At 45.8% G+C, this 15,582-nt stretch carries 12 protein-coding genes; 7 read left to right on the top strand and 5 right to left on the bottom strand.

Going from position 1 to position 15,582, the window contains the following annotated elements; translation table 11 throughout:
• Positions 1-64 precede the first annotated feature (64 nt).
• The 3 genes from NCI00_RS26430 (at position 65) to NCI00_RS26420 (ending at position 2,919) form a co-directional block, all read left to right on the top strand.
• Complete coding sequence (locus NCI00_RS26430) at positions 65-649, top strand: RNA polymerase sigma factor (RefSeq protein WP_253532646.1); 585 nt, start codon at positions 65-67, stop codon at positions 647-649.
• Entirely contained in the window at positions 642-1,901 is a 1,260-nt protein-coding gene (locus tag NCI00_RS26425; protein WP_253532644.1) for a carboxypeptidase-like regulatory domain-containing protein, read from the top strand. Before NCI00_RS26430 ends, NCI00_RS26425 begins: the two co-directional genes overlap by 8 nt.
• A 136-nt stretch (positions 1,902-2,037) precedes the next feature.
• Positions 2,038-2,919: a porin family protein gene (locus tag NCI00_RS26420; RefSeq protein ID WP_253532642.1), complete on the top strand. Its 882-nt coding sequence runs from the start codon at positions 2,038-2,040 to the stop codon at positions 2,917-2,919.
• A 59-nt stretch (positions 2,920-2,978) separates the two neighbouring features.
• On the opposite strand, the gene NCI00_RS26415 is transcribed toward NCI00_RS26420, so the two are convergent.
• From NCI00_RS26415 to NCI00_RS26400, 4 genes are all read right to left on the bottom strand, one after another.
• Positions 2,979-3,272 carry a winged helix-turn-helix domain-containing protein gene (locus tag NCI00_RS26415; protein WP_114461851.1) on the bottom strand — a complete coding sequence of 98 codons (294 nt, stop codon included), beginning with the start codon at positions 3,270-3,272 and terminating at the stop codon, positions 2,979-2,981.
• Between the two features lie 36 nt (positions 3,273-3,308).
• Positions 3,309-3,953 (bottom strand): hypothetical protein, encoded by a 645-nt coding sequence (locus tag NCI00_RS26410; RefSeq protein ID WP_166556749.1) that lies wholly within the window; start codon positions 3,951-3,953, stop codon positions 3,309-3,311.
• 5 nt (positions 3,954-3,958) lie between these two features.
• Positions 3,959-4,336, bottom strand: a complete 378-nt coding sequence (locus NCI00_RS26405) for a diacylglycerol kinase family protein (RefSeq protein ID WP_253532641.1) — start codon at positions 4,334-4,336, stop codon at positions 3,959-3,961.
• A gap of 82 nt (positions 4,337-4,418) precedes the next feature.
• A complete protein-coding gene (locus NCI00_RS26400) occupies positions 4,419-5,066 on the bottom strand; it encodes a DUF1361 domain-containing protein (protein WP_253532640.1) in 648 nt (215 codons plus the stop codon).
• 274 nt (positions 5,067-5,340) lie between these two features.
• Between NCI00_RS26400 and NCI00_RS26395 the strand changes: the two genes are divergently transcribed.
• The 4 genes from NCI00_RS26395 to NCI00_RS26380 all read left to right on the top strand — a co-directional run bounded on the left by NCI00_RS26395 (position 5,341) and on the right by NCI00_RS26380 (position 14,533).
• The gene (locus NCI00_RS26395; RefSeq protein WP_253532639.1) at positions 5,341-8,358 is read left to right on the top strand and encodes a SusC/RagA family TonB-linked outer membrane protein; all 3,018 of its coding nucleotides are present in this window, start codon (positions 5,341-5,343) and stop codon (positions 8,356-8,358) included.
• A gap of 86 nt (positions 8,359-8,444) precedes the next feature.
• The gene (locus NCI00_RS26390) at positions 8,445-9,779 is read left to right on the top strand and encodes a RagB/SusD family nutrient uptake outer membrane protein (RefSeq protein WP_253532638.1); all 1,335 of its coding nucleotides are present in this window, start codon (positions 8,445-8,447) and stop codon (positions 9,777-9,779) included.
• 177 nt (positions 9,780-9,956) lie between these two features.
• A complete protein-coding gene (locus NCI00_RS26385; RefSeq protein ID WP_253532637.1) occupies positions 9,957-13,082 on the top strand; it encodes a SusC/RagA family TonB-linked outer membrane protein in 3,126 nt (1,041 codons plus the stop codon).
• Between the two features lie 20 nt (positions 13,083-13,102).
• Entirely contained in the window at positions 13,103-14,533 is a 1,431-nt protein-coding gene (locus tag NCI00_RS26380) for a SusD/RagB family nutrient-binding outer membrane lipoprotein (RefSeq protein ID WP_253532635.1), read from the top strand.
• 52 nt (positions 14,534-14,585) lie between these two features.
• Here the strand turns inward: NCI00_RS26380 and NCI00_RS26375 are convergent, their stop codons facing one another.
• Positions 14,586-15,557, bottom strand: coding sequence for an NADPH:quinone oxidoreductase family protein (locus tag NCI00_RS26375; protein WP_253532632.1), 972 nt, complete (start codon positions 15,555-15,557; stop codon positions 14,586-14,588).
• Positions 15,558-15,582: the final 25 nt, after the last annotated feature.

Below are 15,582 nucleotides of genomic sequence, written 5' to 3'. Positions count from 1 at the left end.
TTACTCTTTTTCAGTTTATTATTTTTCAGTTTATCATTTTTCGGTTCAAAACACCTCTTATCTCTTGTTTCTAAAAATATTTCGTCGCAAAACCGCACTCACCGATGTAGAATATCTGTCGGACTACCGTCGTACGGGCGATTTGACGGGGCTAGGAGAGCTGTATGAGCGGCACATGGACATGGTTTTTGCGGTGTGTTTTCGGTATTTGCGGGATGAAGACGAAGCCAAAGACGCTGTAATGCAGGTGTTTGAACAATTGATGATGGATCTGAAAACCCACGAAGTTCAAAACTTCAAAAGCTGGTTGCACAGTGTGGCGCGCAATTATTGCTTGATGCAGCTCCGCCAAAAACGGGTAGCGGTGGGAGATGAGGGGATTTTTGAGCAGGAAGCGTACGAAAATTTCGTAAGCGAACCGCCCGAAAAAGAGGATTGGCGAATAGAGGCTCAATTGTCTGATTTGGGCGATTGCCTGCAAACCCTCGCGCAAGAGCAGCGCCGCAGTGTAGAATTGTTTTATTTCCAACAGTTATGTTATCAACAGATTGCCGAGCAAACGGGTTTTGCAATCACCAAAGTCAAAAGTTATCTCCAAAATGGCAAGCGAAATTTGAAACTGTGCATGGAGGGCAAACAGCATGACTAAACCTAAAAAATACATCGAACCATCAATTGAGCAACTGCGCCGTTATGTGGCGGGGGAGTTGTCGCCTGCTGAGCAACATCAAATTGAAAAAGCAGCGTTGGAAAACGAGCGGATAGATGATACAATTGAAGGATTACGGGCGATAAAAAAAGCCAATGTTGAGGATAAAAAAGCCTTAGAGAAGCTACGCGCGAGACTTCACCAACGCGTACAAAAACGGCAACGGTCGTGGCTACCGTACTATTATGCTTCAGCGGCGGCGGTGGTTTTAGTGGTTGGGTTGGGTTGGTGGATGGCCCAGAAGGCAGAGATGCCTGAGAAGGCTTCGACGGCCATTGCGCTACCACAACCCCCACCCGTACTCAAACCTGAATCAGCGCCTGCGGTGGTAGGAAACACGCCGTCTTCGATTACTTCTTCGGCCAAAGCGGAGCGTTTTGACCGCAAACCTGCGTCCACATCTAAAAAGGAGGCTATGACCGAAGTTGCAACGGTACTCAAACCAACGCCAACTTCGGAAGAAAAGGCAAATGATGTGCCTGCGCTGGAGGCAGCCCCTGCGGCCATACAAATGTTGGATTCGGGGCAAAATGTGGCCGTAAGTACAAAAACACCCTTGGCTCCTACGTCGGCATTAGCCAAAAGAAGTGCATTTAGTGCGGTCAAAAATGAGGAGGTTTTTAACGTTCGTGGTAAGGTGCTGACCGCTAACCTGCAAGCGTTACCGGGGGTGGCGCTACAGCTTAAAAACCAGTTGAGGGGCGTGAGTACTGATGCGGGAGGCAATTTTACGTTGCCAAATGTACGCCGAGGCGACGAAATCACGGTCTTATCGGTAGGATTTGAGAAAATACAGCTTACCGTCAGTGATTCCATCATTGCTCCCATTGTGCTGAAAGAAGATGAGCAGCCTTTGAGTGAAGTGGTGGTAACCGCTCCGTCAAGAAATGCGAAAATAATGAAACGAGAAGTTGGTCCCAAAAACGGTTGGGAAAAGTACAAAGACTACCTTGAGAATTCAGCTAAAGCCTATATCGCCCAAAATCCTCAGGCACTAAGAGGGCAGGTTAGGCTTTCTTTTGTGGTAACCGCTTCGGGAGAGTTAGTTGATTTTAAGGCCATTAACAAGGCAGAATCACTGCTTTTTGAAGAAGCAGTACGCATCATCAAAAGCGGTGATTATTGGGAGCCTGGTTTGCGAAACGGGCAAGTGGTGGCCGATAAAGTATTGGTATCGGTTGATTTTAAGTAAAAACAAGTAGAAACACCTACCAAAAGATAGTACAAACACCCTAAAAAAAAAGGAAATAAGTATCGAATTTTGTGTTTCAAAAACCGTTACTTTACAAAAAGTACCGCAAACCCATATCTATTTTATCTACTCTAGTATGAACAGACTCCTTACGTTGATTTTCGGGGCGACCCTGACGGTAGCCACTACTTCGGGCAGCATGTATGCGCAAACGACTACTCCGACCAAACCCGCTGAACCTCAGCCAACTCAGAGTATGCAGGAAATGTATGATAAGCTACACGGAAATACAAACAAGAAACCCGCCACTCAGCCTACTAAGTCAAAAACAACTACGCCTCCTAAATCGACGACTAAACCTCAAACTGCCCAAAAATCAGCCCCCGCACCAGCCCCCAAAGCCGCTGCTCCGGCCGAAGAAGGCGGATTTAAGTTTAAAGTGGGTCTACGGGGTGGTGCGAATTATTGTAATTATTCGGTGCCTTCGTCACAAACAAGTTCTGGCGTAACCCTTGACCCAATCATCGGCTACCACGGAGGCCTTATTTTGAGCTTTGGCGGAAAAGTGTTTTCGGTACAGCCCGAAATTTTATACTCGCAGGTGGGGGTAAAATCGACCACTAGACAAGGCGGAGTTACTTTGTCGGGAGAGAATAAAATCAATACCGTGACCGTGCCTGTATTGCTCAAGTTTGCGTTGGGAGGTGAATCATTTAAGTTTTTTATCAACGGTGGAGGTTATGGAAGCTACTCGTTAAACGGAAAGGCAAAAATCATGCTCAACCAACAAACGACCACAACAGACATTAAATTTGAGAAAGGTGACCCCCGGATTGAGTACGGAGCGGTAGGAGGTGCTGGAATATCGCTTGGTTTAGGTAAAGCTCAACTGTTAATCGAAGGCCGTTATTACTACGGATTAGGAAATGATGATGGCGATTTAGATGCCAATGAAAAAAGCTTTGTGCGTAACATTCAAGGCTCTATCGGGATTTTGATTCCGATTGGAGGAAAATAAAGCCTTCCTGAGAGGGTTGTTAAGTGCCTGATGCTTCGGTATCAGGCATTTTTTTGTTTCTAATATTGCCCCGTTCGGATAAACGCCTCCAGCGCATTGAGGTGATTGGTAAACGCCAGACGGCCTTCAGATGTGGCACCGTAAGTAGTATTGGGCTTTCTGCCCACAAATTGTTTCCGAACAAGCAAGTACCCCTGCTCTTCAAGCGCGCGCAGATGAGTGGCAAGGTTGCCGTCGGTGAGGTTGAGCAACTCTTTGAGTGCATTAAAACTCAACGATTCATTGACCATTAATACCGACATAATTCCCAGCCGCGCTTTACTCTCAAAGGCTTTATTGAAATGTTCGAGCATTCGTGATTAGTTAATAATTGTTTGTAAAAGAGTGACTTATGAATGAGAAGTTCCTCTTTCGTACTTAAAATACATCAATGTGCCGTAAACAATGTGTAATACCCCGAATCCAAAAGCCCAGACCAAAAGATTATACCCGGTCAAAAATAAAGAAATCAAGCCTAAGATTACTTCCAAGATACCTAAATATTCGAGGTCGCGAACGGTGTATTTGCTGGCGTTGAGTAGGGCCAAGCCATAAAAAATAAGCGTGGCTGGAAAGCTTACCCACAGCATATTTCGGTAAAACATAGCCAAACAAAAAATTCCACCCGTCACCAACGGAATTAATAAGCTGACCAACATGCGTTTAGAAACAGGATTCCAAACACTCTGACCTGATTTTTTAGCTTTACGAATCGTAAAAAAACAACCCAGCAGAATGGCCACGACCAGGACGATGGAGCCATCTATCAAGATAAATTCAATCATGTCTCGTCGGGTGAGCACGGTCATTTGCTCGCTGCTTTCGTAATTGAAGGCGTCTGTTTTTAGCCTCAAATAAGCAACCGAAGCTCCGATAAGTGCCGTAATGCCTGCAAAAATCCCTGACAACCCACTGAGAGAAAGGAATTTAGACGACCGATGCATTAAGTCTCGGATTTCTGAAAGAGCCTGAATCGAATCTTGTTGAGAATTCATGATAGTTAAAAGGTAAAAGAGAATGACGTTATAATAGCTTTACCAAAAATAATGACTCCTGTCAGGGCCGCTGTACCAGCCATAATCAGCACCCCAGCCGCCGCTAAATCTTTAATGGCCTTGATCTGGGGATGGATACCAGGAGATACCACATCACACAATTTTTCGATGGCGGTGTTGAAGGCCTCGGCGGCCCAAACGCCACCAATCACGATGACGATTATCACCCAATCCAAGTAGGTAAGTCCAATAATTATCCCCGCAATGACAACGACCAACGCGGCCAATAGATGGAAACGGGCGTTGTTTTCGTATCGAAACAAAGCGACCACTCCTTCTACGGCGTAACCAAAGCTACGGAGCATTTTTCGTACGTTAATCATAATTGTGTATTAGATTCAAGCGGTTATTGTGGTCGGTTTCGTTAGTTAAATCCTGGGTTTGGTTGGAAAGTTGCTTTTCATTTTAAACATTTTCTTCCACCTTGGCCTTTAAGGTATATATCCAAAAAGTAATATACATGATAAGCATGGCCAGAGAAAAGGTAATGGTTAGCTTCATGGCCATTGGATTATGCAAATTAGAAACGCTATATTTAACAAGAGAAAAAGGGTTGGTAAGTACATCCCAGCTGTTCCAACGGCCAAAACGACCCAAATAAACGCCATAACTCGATAAAATCAAACATCCCGCCATAATTACCCAAGCCGTAATCCGATGGGTAATTTGTTCGATTAGCCGATGAATCATTAAAACGGAATAAAACCCCGTGAGCAAACCCGCCAGTGCAAAAGAGAAGGTCATGAGGGAGTCATACCAAAGCAGATAATCGGGTACTTCCTTCAAATGGATTAAGTCCGTAATTAAATAAGGCGCGTTGGGAAAGAGCAGCAGCCATAACATCATTCCTGCCAACAATCCATAATGATTTAGTAGTCCGCGTTGCCAAAATTGACGAGTCACATAAGCACAAACCAATGGCAGCCACGCCAAAAATAAATTCCAGAATAATCCCCAATGCGCAAGAGTGCCCGTAAGGGCAATCCGCCCCGCCAGCATCACAATACCGATACCAGATAGAAGTACTAAGAGGAGTATTTTGTTTTTCATCATAAAAAGAACTTTGTTTTGCAAAGTAAATAAAAAAACAAATACACAAGACAAATAGAAAAATAAGATTTTGATTTTTAAACTTTGTCGGGTCTTGTTTAGCATAAATAAATGTTTTATTGTTGCAGTTATTCTTTTTGCAAAACGTTATATTTATTTTTCATTTTAAACTAAAACCCAAATTTTGTATGGACAAAAAACGGCCTATTTAGATTATTATTTTTTACAATTGCCTTCATAAAAGACAACTAATTTACCTTAATTTCAACTAAATCGTATGAGAAAACAATTTACGCTTGCACTGGCGTTGGCAATGCTGATGTCGTGCATTTCGGTGTGGGCGCAGGGACAATCCCTGACGGGTAAAGTAACCGACGGGGCGGGCAATCCACTGCCTGGGGTATCGGTATTGGTAAAGGGGACCAATAGGGGAGCCACAAGTGCCGCTGATGGGACTTACAAAATTGATGTTCCGGCCAATGCCAAAGTCATTTTTAGTTACGTGGGTTTTTCAAGTAAAGAAGAAACCCCTGGGAGCCGTTCTACGTTGGATGTTGTCTTAATAGAAGATTCACGTCAACTCGAAGAAGTGGTGGTGTCTGGTTTGGCTACCAACGTAAAGCGCTCCAATCTGGCCAATGCGGTTTCCACACTTTCTGCCAAAGATTTAACGGGAACCACGTCGCCCGTAACGGCCGACGGAGCATTGCAAGGAAAACTTGCCGGTGCCAACATTCAGGCTAACGGTTCAATGCCTGGGGGAGGTTTTAACGTTCAATTCAGGGGCGTTTCTACTTTGGGAAGCTCTGCTTCTCAGCCGCTGTTTATTGTAGATGGCGTGTACATTGACAACGGCCAATACTCTAACGGACGCTCACAAGCCAACAAGGCAACGGGTGGTAGTGCGGCATCTAGCCAAGATAATAACGCCAACCGCTTGGCTGACTTAAATCCCGACGACATAGAAAGTATGGAGGTGTTGAAAGGGTCTTCGGCGGCGGCTATCTACGGAACGCGCGCCAACGCAGGTGTCGTGATTATTACCACAAAGCGCGGCAAAGGTGGCCTAACCAAAGTGTCTTTCGGGCAAGATTTAGGCATGTCGAAAGCGGTAGCGTACTACGGCGGGGCCGACTGGACCGAGCAGAAACTGACTGACTATTTTTCGGCGGATGATATTCCGTTGTTAAAGGCGGCCAAACAAAACGGTACTTATAATGACTGGGAACGTGTACTTTTCGGAGAAACGGGTGTGATAAAAAATACACGACTGAGCGTAACAGGCGGAACCGAAAAAACCAAGTTTTATGTCAACGGAAGCATTGCTGATGAAACGGGAATTATTAAAAATACCGATTTTAAACGCTATTCAATACGGGCGAACATTGACCATAAACTCAATAATTGGATTGATTTTGGGGTAAGTTCAAACTTTGTTCAATCAGACAACGACCGTGGTTGGACAGGAAATGACAACTCAAACACCAATTATGGCTATGCGTTGCCCTACACCAGACCTTACATTAATTTATTGCCAGATGCACTGGGCAATTACCCCAACGACCCCAACGTAGGTGAAAACCTGTTGGCTATTCGCGACCGGGCCGTGAACAATCAAAAGGTAAGCCGGGTGTTTCAAGGCTTCAATGCCAACTTCCGATTGATTAACAATGAAAAAACTTCCCTAACGCTGAAACTTAACGGGGGACTTGATTATCAGAATCAATTCTCATTGATTTGGCTGCCTTCAGATTTACAATCTCAGCTAAAAGAAGCCAACCCAGGTTTTTCTCAGGATACGCGCGGAGAGGTAATCAATACCAACTGGCAGATTTCGGGAGTATTTACCAAAACGGTGATGGACAGTAAGTTGAACCTGACTTCTTCGGCGGGTTTGGTACGGCTCAACAACCGTACCCGTTTGAGCTACACACGCGGGCGTGGTTTGCCAGCGGGTGTTTATAATCCAGGCCGTGCCAAGGTAATCGGTTCTGATGTTGAATATCGTTCAAACACCGACGTGGGTATTTTTGCCCAGCAGGAAGCCAACTATGACGATAAAATCATTGCATCAGTAGGTATACGTTTCGATAAATCAAACCTTAACGGAAACTCGTTTGACAAATTCTTTGCTTTTCCGCGCGCTTCTTTGGCCATCAATTTGACCAAATTCGGGGAGTGGGGCGGCAATACAGTCTCACAACTGAAACCGCGTATTGCTTACGGTCAAACGGCTGGATTGCCCAACTGGGGTGTTCCGTTCTCCCAGTTGAACGTAGTCGGAACCGGCGGTTTGGGCGGCTTGACCCCTTCTACTACCTTAGGAAATGTGAATATTCAACCTGAACGAGCTACTGAATTGGAATATGGCGTAGACTTTGGTTTATTCAGCAACCGCGTGACGGGAGAAATTACGCTTTATAATAAAAAAGTATTTGACCTGATTCAGCCATTGGTAACGGCACCTACTACGGGGGTAAGCTCAACGGTAGTAAATGCCGCTGACATGACCAACCGTGGAGTGGAAATCACGCTCGGAACCGACGTTGTAAAAAATAAAAGCATCACGTGGTTTGTGCAGCCTATTTTTTGGTTTAACCGTTCTGAAATCACTCGTTTGGATATACCTGAGCGTTTGACGGGCGGATTTGGAGCTACCTTCGGTCAGTGGCGTATCAAGCAGGGATTCTCACCTACGCAAATTGTAGGCCAGCCTCGGACGCTTCCCGTAACCGACCCCAACTATGCGACCTCGTGGACAGTGTACGGAGATCAGCAGCCTAAATTTGAATTCTCGCTCAATCAGCGTATTTCATTCCTGAAAAATTTTGAGTTTTCGGCATTGCTCAATTATCGTCACAAATTCACGGTGGTCTCGCTTGCCCGCGTATTGTGGGATGAAGGCGGTAACACCTCTGATTGGAACGGAACCGATGAAGTGGGTAGCGATGGCAAAACACCCAACGGGATTTACCGCCAAAACGTAAATGGCGTTGATGAAAATGGGGTTCCTAAGCCCGGGTACAACCCAAGTGTAGTAAGTTTTCTGAAACTGCGTGAGGTGGCGCTCTATTATCGCGTGCCGAAATCGGTTTTGAAAAGTGCCTTTGGTAATGTTGTTGAAGGGGTTCGCGTAGGAGTGTCTGGCAATAATGTGCTGCGTTGGACGGATTACAAAGCAGGTTATGACCCTGAAAACTCCAACTTTGGTTCGGCAGCGCTGGGCAGCGGGGTAGATATTGGAAGTTCGCCGCTCGTTCGTCGTATGATGTTCCATTTGTCGGTTGATTTTTAGCAACCAGTTAATGGGCAGTAGCACGGGCGAGTCAACTCATGAGCGCCGTATGTTTTTTGTTCTTAACAAATAACCTCAAAATGAAAATGAAAAATTTAAGATATTCCTTTATAATCGCTGGATTGACGGCCATGAGCCTCAACTCCTGCAATGTTCTCAAGACGGATATTGTCGATGACCCTAACTTCCCCAGCGTAGGTTCAGTACAAAATAACGCCACCAAAGCGCAATTGGACGCTTTGGCCATTGGCCAAATAGCCACGGCACGCGATGGATTGGCTACGTACCTTCAGGTAGTGGGTACGCTCGGCAAAGAGATATTTAACTTTAACTCGACCGAGTCGCGGTGGATGACCGAGCTGAATGGCCTGCGGCCGATTGACAACTCGGCTTTTTACAATGGAGCCACTACTGCGTTCGGATTGCCGATACGTCATGCCAACATTACGCTTGCTTCTCTCAACATCACTACGTCGGTGTCTGACCAGCAAAAAAATGGCTACCGCGGATTGGCAAACACGTTTAAAGGATTGGCGATGTTGTATCAACTTAATGTGCAGTATACCAATGGTATTCGTTTAAACATTGAAGACCCTTTCAAGCCCAGTAAAGCGGTGAGCTATACCGAGTCATTGGCGGGCATCGCCAAAGTGCTCGATGAAGGCGCAACTCAGCTGGACGGCGCAGGGGTGGCTTTTCCATTTGCTTTACCTTCGGGATACGCGGGTTTTACAACGCCGGCCACTTTCAAGAGGTTTAACCGCGCCATAGCCTTGCGGGTGGCGCTGTATCAAAAAGACTTTACCAAAGCCGCCGCGCTGTTGCCGCAAACTTTTTATAATGCCACAGGCGACTTGAATGCGGGCCCCAAACACAATTTCAATGCCACTCCCCCGGATGTGCAGAATCCGTTGTTGAACACCTCAACGGTGCGGATTGTAGCGGTTCAAAAACTGATTGAAGATGCCGAAACTGGGGATTTGCGGGTTGCGGCCAAGGTCAAAGAACAAGCGGCTCCGCTGTCGTATACGTCAGGTGTAACCTACAGTTCAAAGTATCTGACGAGCGTATACACTGGTGCCAACGACCCCGTGTCGATTATTCGCAATGAAGAATTGGTACTCATTGCGGCTGAGATTGCAGCGCAGCAGGGAAATGCCGCCGAAGCAACACGGTTAATCAATATTGTTAGAAAAGCGGCTGGTTTAAGCGATTATAAAGGACTTACCACTAAAGATGCGCTTATCAACAGCATTCTGAAAGAGCGTCTTTATTCGCTGTTTTACGAAGGTCATCGTTGGATAGATATGCGTCGTTATGAGAAGTTGGGCGAGATATATTTGCCCGTAGCAGGCATGAAAGTGCTCGAAAGACTCGAACGTCCAGTGGCAGAAGTTAACTGGGATAATGCAAATCCATAGGGGTTCAGCTTGACGTGTATTTTTAACAAAAGGCCGCTCTTTGGAGTGGCCTTTTGTATTCAGAAAGCTATACTTTGTCGCAATTTTTTTGTTTTATTTTTCCGCGTTACATAAAAATTGTGGTTATTGGCATATCTTTGAGATAGATATTCTTAATCTAAACTAAAAATCACAAGTATGAAAAGAAGGTTTACACTGCCAGCGGCGGTGATAATGCTGCTTTGCAGTATATCACTGTTTGCTCAAGACCGCACTATTACGGGCAAAGTAATTGCCGACGATGGCTCCATCCTCCCAGGAGTAAGTATCACAGTTCGCGGAACTACACGCGGCGCCACCACAGATTCAGAGGGAAGCTACAAAATTGCCGTTCCCACAGGCTCACAGCTCGTATTTAGCTTCATTGGTTTTACCAATCAAGAAGTAACAGTAGGTACACAAAATGTGATTGACGTTCGATTAATGCCAGATGCTACGCAGCTTCAGGAAGTGGTCGTAACGGCTCTCGGTATCTCCCGCGACAAGAAAGCGTTGAACTACTCTGTGCAGGAAATAAAAGGTGACAAAATCACCGCCGCCCGCGACCCCAACGTTGCCAATGCTTTGGCGGGTAAAATCGCTGGGGTACAGGTATTAGGGCAATCGGCCGCCAAATTTGGTACACCCAATATTCGTATTCGTGGCGTAAACTCACTGACGGGTGGAGATCCACTTTACGTAGTAGACGGTACTCCCACTGACATCAGTCAGGTAAACATGGATGATGTAGAATCATTGTCGGTATTGAAAGGACCCTCTGCTACTGCGCTTTACGGAAACCGTGCTTCGGGCGGTGTGGTGGTTATTACTACCAAAAAAGCAAAATCAGGCGAGGCAAAGCTTGACATCAATCATAGTACCACTTTGGACATGATTGGCCTATTGCCTAAGTTCCAGAATGAATATGGTGGTGGGTATTCACAAGACTGGGAGACATTCTCATTCAATCCTGCCATTCACCCCGCTGATTGGAAGGCATTTGAAGGCCAAAAACTCCTAGATTATTCAGCTGATGAAAGCTGGGGGCCAAAAATTGACGGTTCGCCCCACCGTTCGGCTTTCTCGTGGCAGCAAGGGCCTGAGTTTGGACAACTAACGCCTTATTCAGCTCAACCCAATAACGTGCGTGACTTTTTTAATAAGCCAATCAGCAACAACACCAACATTGCCTTTTCAAAAGGAGGAGAAAACTTCCAGTCGCGGGTGTCTTATACGCACATTATCACCAACGGAATTATTCCTAATTCAAAGCAAGCCAAAGATTTTATCAGTGCTAAAAACAGCATCACACTGTTGAAAAACCTGACGGCAAATCTTAACATTAACTATACGTCTACCAAAGGTACCAACGTACCAGCAGATGGCTATGGCAATCAGACCATCGGTTCTTTCAACCAATGGTTTCAACGTCAGCTTAAAATCGAAGACCTGAAAAACTACAAAAATCCCGACGGAACTTTCCGTAGCTGGAATATCGGCGGGCCGCTTGACTCTCGCCCTAAATATTGGGATAGCCCGTACACGCAAATGTACGAAAACACCAATAGCCGTTCAGACACCCGTTTGTTCGGTGATTTTGGTCTAACTTACCAATTTACCAAGTATCTAAAAGGAATGGTAGTGGCGCGTCGTGACCAACAGCAGTATAAATCAGATGCGATTATTGCCTACGGAACACTGAACGCTGGTGGTTTGGGTGCATATTCTAACTACCTGCAAAACCAACGTGAAAATAACTACGAAGGATTGTTGAGCTTCGATAAAACATTTGGTGAACTTTCGGTAGTTGCCAATGCGGGGGGAAACATTCGTTATAATTTAGTCGAAACATTTGGACAGGCTACTTCAGGTGGATTGACTAGCCCAGGTTTTTACAATATTGCGGCTTCCAAAGACCGCCCTGCAATCAGCAACAACCGTTTTGAGCGCCGGGTAAACAGTCTCTATGGAAACGTGAGCTTGGGCTACAAAGACATCGTTTTTCTGGAGGCATCTCTCCGCAACGACTGGTCTTCTACGTTACCAGTTGCCAACAATTCTTACTTGTATCCTTCCCTTTCGGGTGGGGTGATTTTGACGGAGTTGTTGCCAAGAAATTCGATATTGTCTTATGCGAAAGTGCGCGCAGGATACGCACAGGTAGGTACCGATGTAGGCCCGTACCAGATTTTCCAAACGTACACTACTGGCAATGCCTTCGGTTCAAATGCCACTCAGTATTTGCCAACATTGTTACCCAATGCTGATTTGAAGCCCGGCTTGTCTTCTTCATATGAAGCGGGCCTTGACATGAAATTCATGAACAACCGCTTCGGAGTAGAGTTTACGTGGTACCAAAACGACAACAAGAACCAGATTATTCCGCTTCCTGTAGATCCTACGAGTGGTTATCGCAACGCCATTATTAACGCTGGCTTGATTCAAACCAAAGGATTAGAATTACACATTTTTGCCAACCCTGTTAAGTCAGAACGTGGTTTCAACTGGGATTTTGATATTAACTTAGACCGCAACCGTTCGAAAGTAATCAAATTGGCAGACGGCCTAACCAACTATCAATTGGGTGGACCAACTTGGCGTACCCTGACCGTCAACGCCCGTGAAGGTGAAGATTGGGGACTGTTGGTTGGTAAAAAAATCCGCACATTAGATGGTAAAAGAGTGGTAGATGCAAATGGTTTCTACATTGTAGATGACCAAAAATCACTTGGTTCGGTGTTACCAACCTTTAAAGGTGGTTTCTTGAACAGCTTTACGTACCGTAATTTGTCGTTGCGCGTCAATACTGACTTTATCGTCGGCGGAAGATTTTTCTCTACTACCCGTATGTTTAATGCGTACGCAGGTTTGGCCGCTGAAACTGCTGGTTTGAACGAATTAGGTAATCCAAAGCGTGACCCAGTTTCTGCTGGAGGTGGCGTATTGTTGGATGCCGTAACCGAAGATGGCAAGCCAAACACCACCCGCGTAGAAACCCAAGAATTGTACGAAGATAAATTCTTTGCGCTCAATGACCAGTGGACTTACGACCAAACTTACGTCAAACTCCGTGAGGTGGCTTTAGGGTATAACTTACCAAAGTCGCTGTTGTCGCGGGTAAAAGTAAAATCTGCCAATATTTCATTCATCGTTCGTAACCCGTTGTTGATTTACAGCGCAGTAGGTGGTGGTCTGGATATTTCAGAATCTGAAACTTTTTGGACAGAAGGTGGTCAGTTGCCTCCAGTACGTTCGTTTGGTTTAAACCTGAGATTGAGTTTGTAAGCATTAAACGCATTTGAATCATGAAAAAATATATTTTAAATACCTTCATCGTAGCGGCCTTATTGTCGGTAGCTACCTCATGCGGCGATAATTTTGGGACGATGAACATCAGCCCAAACAGCCCATCAAACCCCAATACGGCGAGTATTCTGACGGGCGCACTGCGTAACGTAGGTGCCGCCGTGACTGGAATTCAGCCTGGCCTCTACGTACAGCATTTCGGTGATGTAACCTACATTGAGGAATCGCGCTACAAAACGGTTAACTTCGATTATAACGGATTCTATGCTGGACCTTTGATGAACCTACAGTTTATTATTCAGCAGAATACCGATGCAGCTACCAAAAGTAATGCGGCCGCTACTGGCTCAAATGCCAACCAAATTGCGACAGCCCGTATTCTGAAAGCGTATTTTTTCCAATTTCTGACTGACCGTTGGGGAGATATTGCTTATTCTGAAGCTTTAAAGGCGGCGGGAGATTTTAACCCCAAATTTGATAAGCAGCAGGATATTTATACTGATTTGTTTAAAGAATGGAAGGAAGCTGCCGCACAATTTGACGGTGGAAAAACCGTACAAGGGGATATTTTGTTGGGTGGAAATATTGCACGTTGGAAAAAGTTCGCCAACTCGCTTCGCGCCATTGCAGCCCTACGTTTGTCTAAAGTAGACCCTGCCAAAGGTAAAGCGGAGTTTGCAGCGGCGGTAGCTGATGGACTGCTTGCTTCCAATGCCGATAACGTAAAGTACGGGTATTTACCAGAAGCCAACAATGAGCATCCGTTGTACAACAATTACATTACGACCAACCGCAAAGATTTTGCAGTGGCGAGTACGTTTGTTGATTATTTAAACAAAGTGAACGATCCGCGTTTGCCAGCGATTGCCGATAAAAATATCAACGGAGCATACCGTGGCGTGCCTTACGGTGTTTTTCCTCCTACTTGGAAAGCGCAGGATGTATCTCTGGCCGCAGCGACCATGCGTCAGCAAAACTCATCGGTCAACGTGTTGACCTATGCCCAAGTGCTTTTTGCGCAGGCTGAAGCTGCCCAGTTGGGTTGGATTTCTGGCAATGCCAAGACGTTGTATGAAGCGGCCATCAAAGCTTCTATGGAGCAGTGGGGCGTGTATACGGCCGATGGTTTTGAAAAGTACATCGCACAACCCGAGGTGGCATTTACAAGTGCTAAAGCTATTGAGCAAATTGCAACCCAACGTTGGATTGCTTTGTTTTACCAGAATAGTGAAGCATGGGCAGAATGGCGTAGAACAGGGTTCCCAGTGTTGAAACCTGCGGAGAAACCATTGAACGGGGGTACCGAAATTCCACGTCGTATGGCTTATCCGACTACGGCACCTACGTTGAATAAAACCAACTATGATGCCATTGTTACTAGCCAAGGGGCTGATAATCAATACACTCGTGTATGGTGGGATAAAAAATAATCAAATGAATAAACAGTAACAAAAATGGGGCTCACGCCCCATTTTTGTTTTGTCAGGGTGTCACTACCAACTTCCCCATTACGCGCCGTTCAAGCATGTCGTTGAGGGCTTGCGGCGCTTCAGCCAATGAATACGTTTTTTGAATATAAGGTTTTAGTGTTCCTTTTTGATAAAATTCAAACAACTCTGTGATGTTTTGAAAGTTGGCTTTGGGTTCTTTCTCGGCAAACGCCCCCCAAAATACGCCCACGATAGAGCTACCTTTTAATAAGGCTAAATTGAAGGGCAGAGCAGGGATTTGTCCTGCCGCAAAACCCACCACCAGATAGCGGCCTTTCCAGTTTAGGGCGCGCAAAGCGGGCTCGGCATAGGAGCCCCCTACGGGATCATACACCACATCGACTCCGCCGCCCGTAAGTGTTTTTAGACTTTCGCGCAGGTCTTCTTTTGAATAATTAATGAGTCCATCGGCGCCATATTCTTTACACAATGCCAGTTTTTCGTCGCTCGAAGCGGCTGCAATGACTTTTGCACCCATTATCTTTCCTAAATTGACCGCGGCTAAACCTACTCCACCTGCCGCTCCGAGTACCAGCAGGGTTTCTCCAGCCTTCAACTGTGCGCGGTCTTTGAGGGCGTGGTAGGAGGTGCCGTAAGTATACATGAGTGAGGCGGCAACGTTGTAATCCATTGAGGGCGGCATCCTAAAAGCACGGTTGGCATCTACGACCAGTTCTTCGGCGAAACCGCCCCATCCTGGCATGGCAAACACATTATCTCCTACTTTTAGGTGTTTTACTTCTTCTCCGAGTTCTTTTACAACGCCCGCGGCCTCTCCACCTGGCGAAAAAGGAAAAGGAGGCTTGAACTGATACTTTCCCTGAATAATAAGCGTATCGGGGAAATTAACCCCGCAGGCTTTGACGGCGATTACGACTTGATTTTTTTGAGGGTGGAGCGCAGGCAATTCTTCTACGACGAGCGTTTCGGGCGGGCCGTACTGTTTGCAAAGGAGGGCTTTCATTTGGCTTTAGTTGTTGGATGTCAAC

This window comes from Runella salmonicolor, assembly GCF_024158025.1.
Classification (GTDB): Bacteria; Bacteroidota; Bacteroidia; order Cytophagales; family Spirosomataceae; genus Runella; species Runella salmonicolor.
Note: the sequence above shows the minus strand (reverse complement) of the source record. Positions and strands in the feature narration are given on the sequence as shown.

Bases quoted from the DNA above. Each gene is read 5' to 3' on its own strand.
- NCI00_RS26385 (WP_253532637.1), top strand. From the start codon at position 9,957: ATGAAAAGAAGGTTTACACTGCCAGCGGCGGTGATAATGCTGCTTTGC.
- NCI00_RS26390 (WP_253532638.1), top strand. From the start codon at position 8,445: ATGAAAAATTTAAGATATTCCTTTATAATCGCTGGATTGACGGCCATG.
- NCI00_RS26410 (WP_166556749.1), bottom strand. From the start codon at position 3,953: ATGAATTCTCAACAAGATTCGATTCAGGCTCTTTCAGAAATCCGAGAC.
- NCI00_RS26415 (WP_114461851.1), bottom strand. From the start codon at position 3,272: ATGCTCGAACATTTCAATAAAGCCTTTGAGAGTAAAGCGCGGCTGGGA.
- NCI00_RS26380 (WP_253532635.1), top strand. From the start codon at position 13,103: ATGAAAAAATATATTTTAAATACCTTCATCGTAGCGGCCTTATTGTCG.
- NCI00_RS26420 (WP_253532642.1), top strand. From the start codon at position 2,038: ATGAACAGACTCCTTACGTTGATTTTCGGGGCGACCCTGACGGTAGCC.
- NCI00_RS26395 (WP_253532639.1), top strand. From the start codon at position 5,341: ATGAGAAAACAATTTACGCTTGCACTGGCGTTGGCAATGCTGATGTCG.
- NCI00_RS26425 (WP_253532644.1), top strand. From the start codon at position 642: ATGACTAAACCTAAAAAATACATCGAACCATCAATTGAGCAACTGCGC.
- NCI00_RS26405 (WP_253532641.1), bottom strand. From the start codon at position 4,336: ATGATTAACGTACGAAAAATGCTCCGTAGCTTTGGTTACGCCGTAGAA.
- NCI00_RS26375 (WP_253532632.1), bottom strand. From the start codon at position 15,557: ATGAAAGCCCTCCTTTGCAAACAGTACGGCCCGCCCGAAACGCTCGTC.
- NCI00_RS26400 (WP_253532640.1), bottom strand. From the start codon at position 5,066: ATGATGAAAAACAAAATACTCCTCTTAGTACTTCTATCTGGTATCGGT.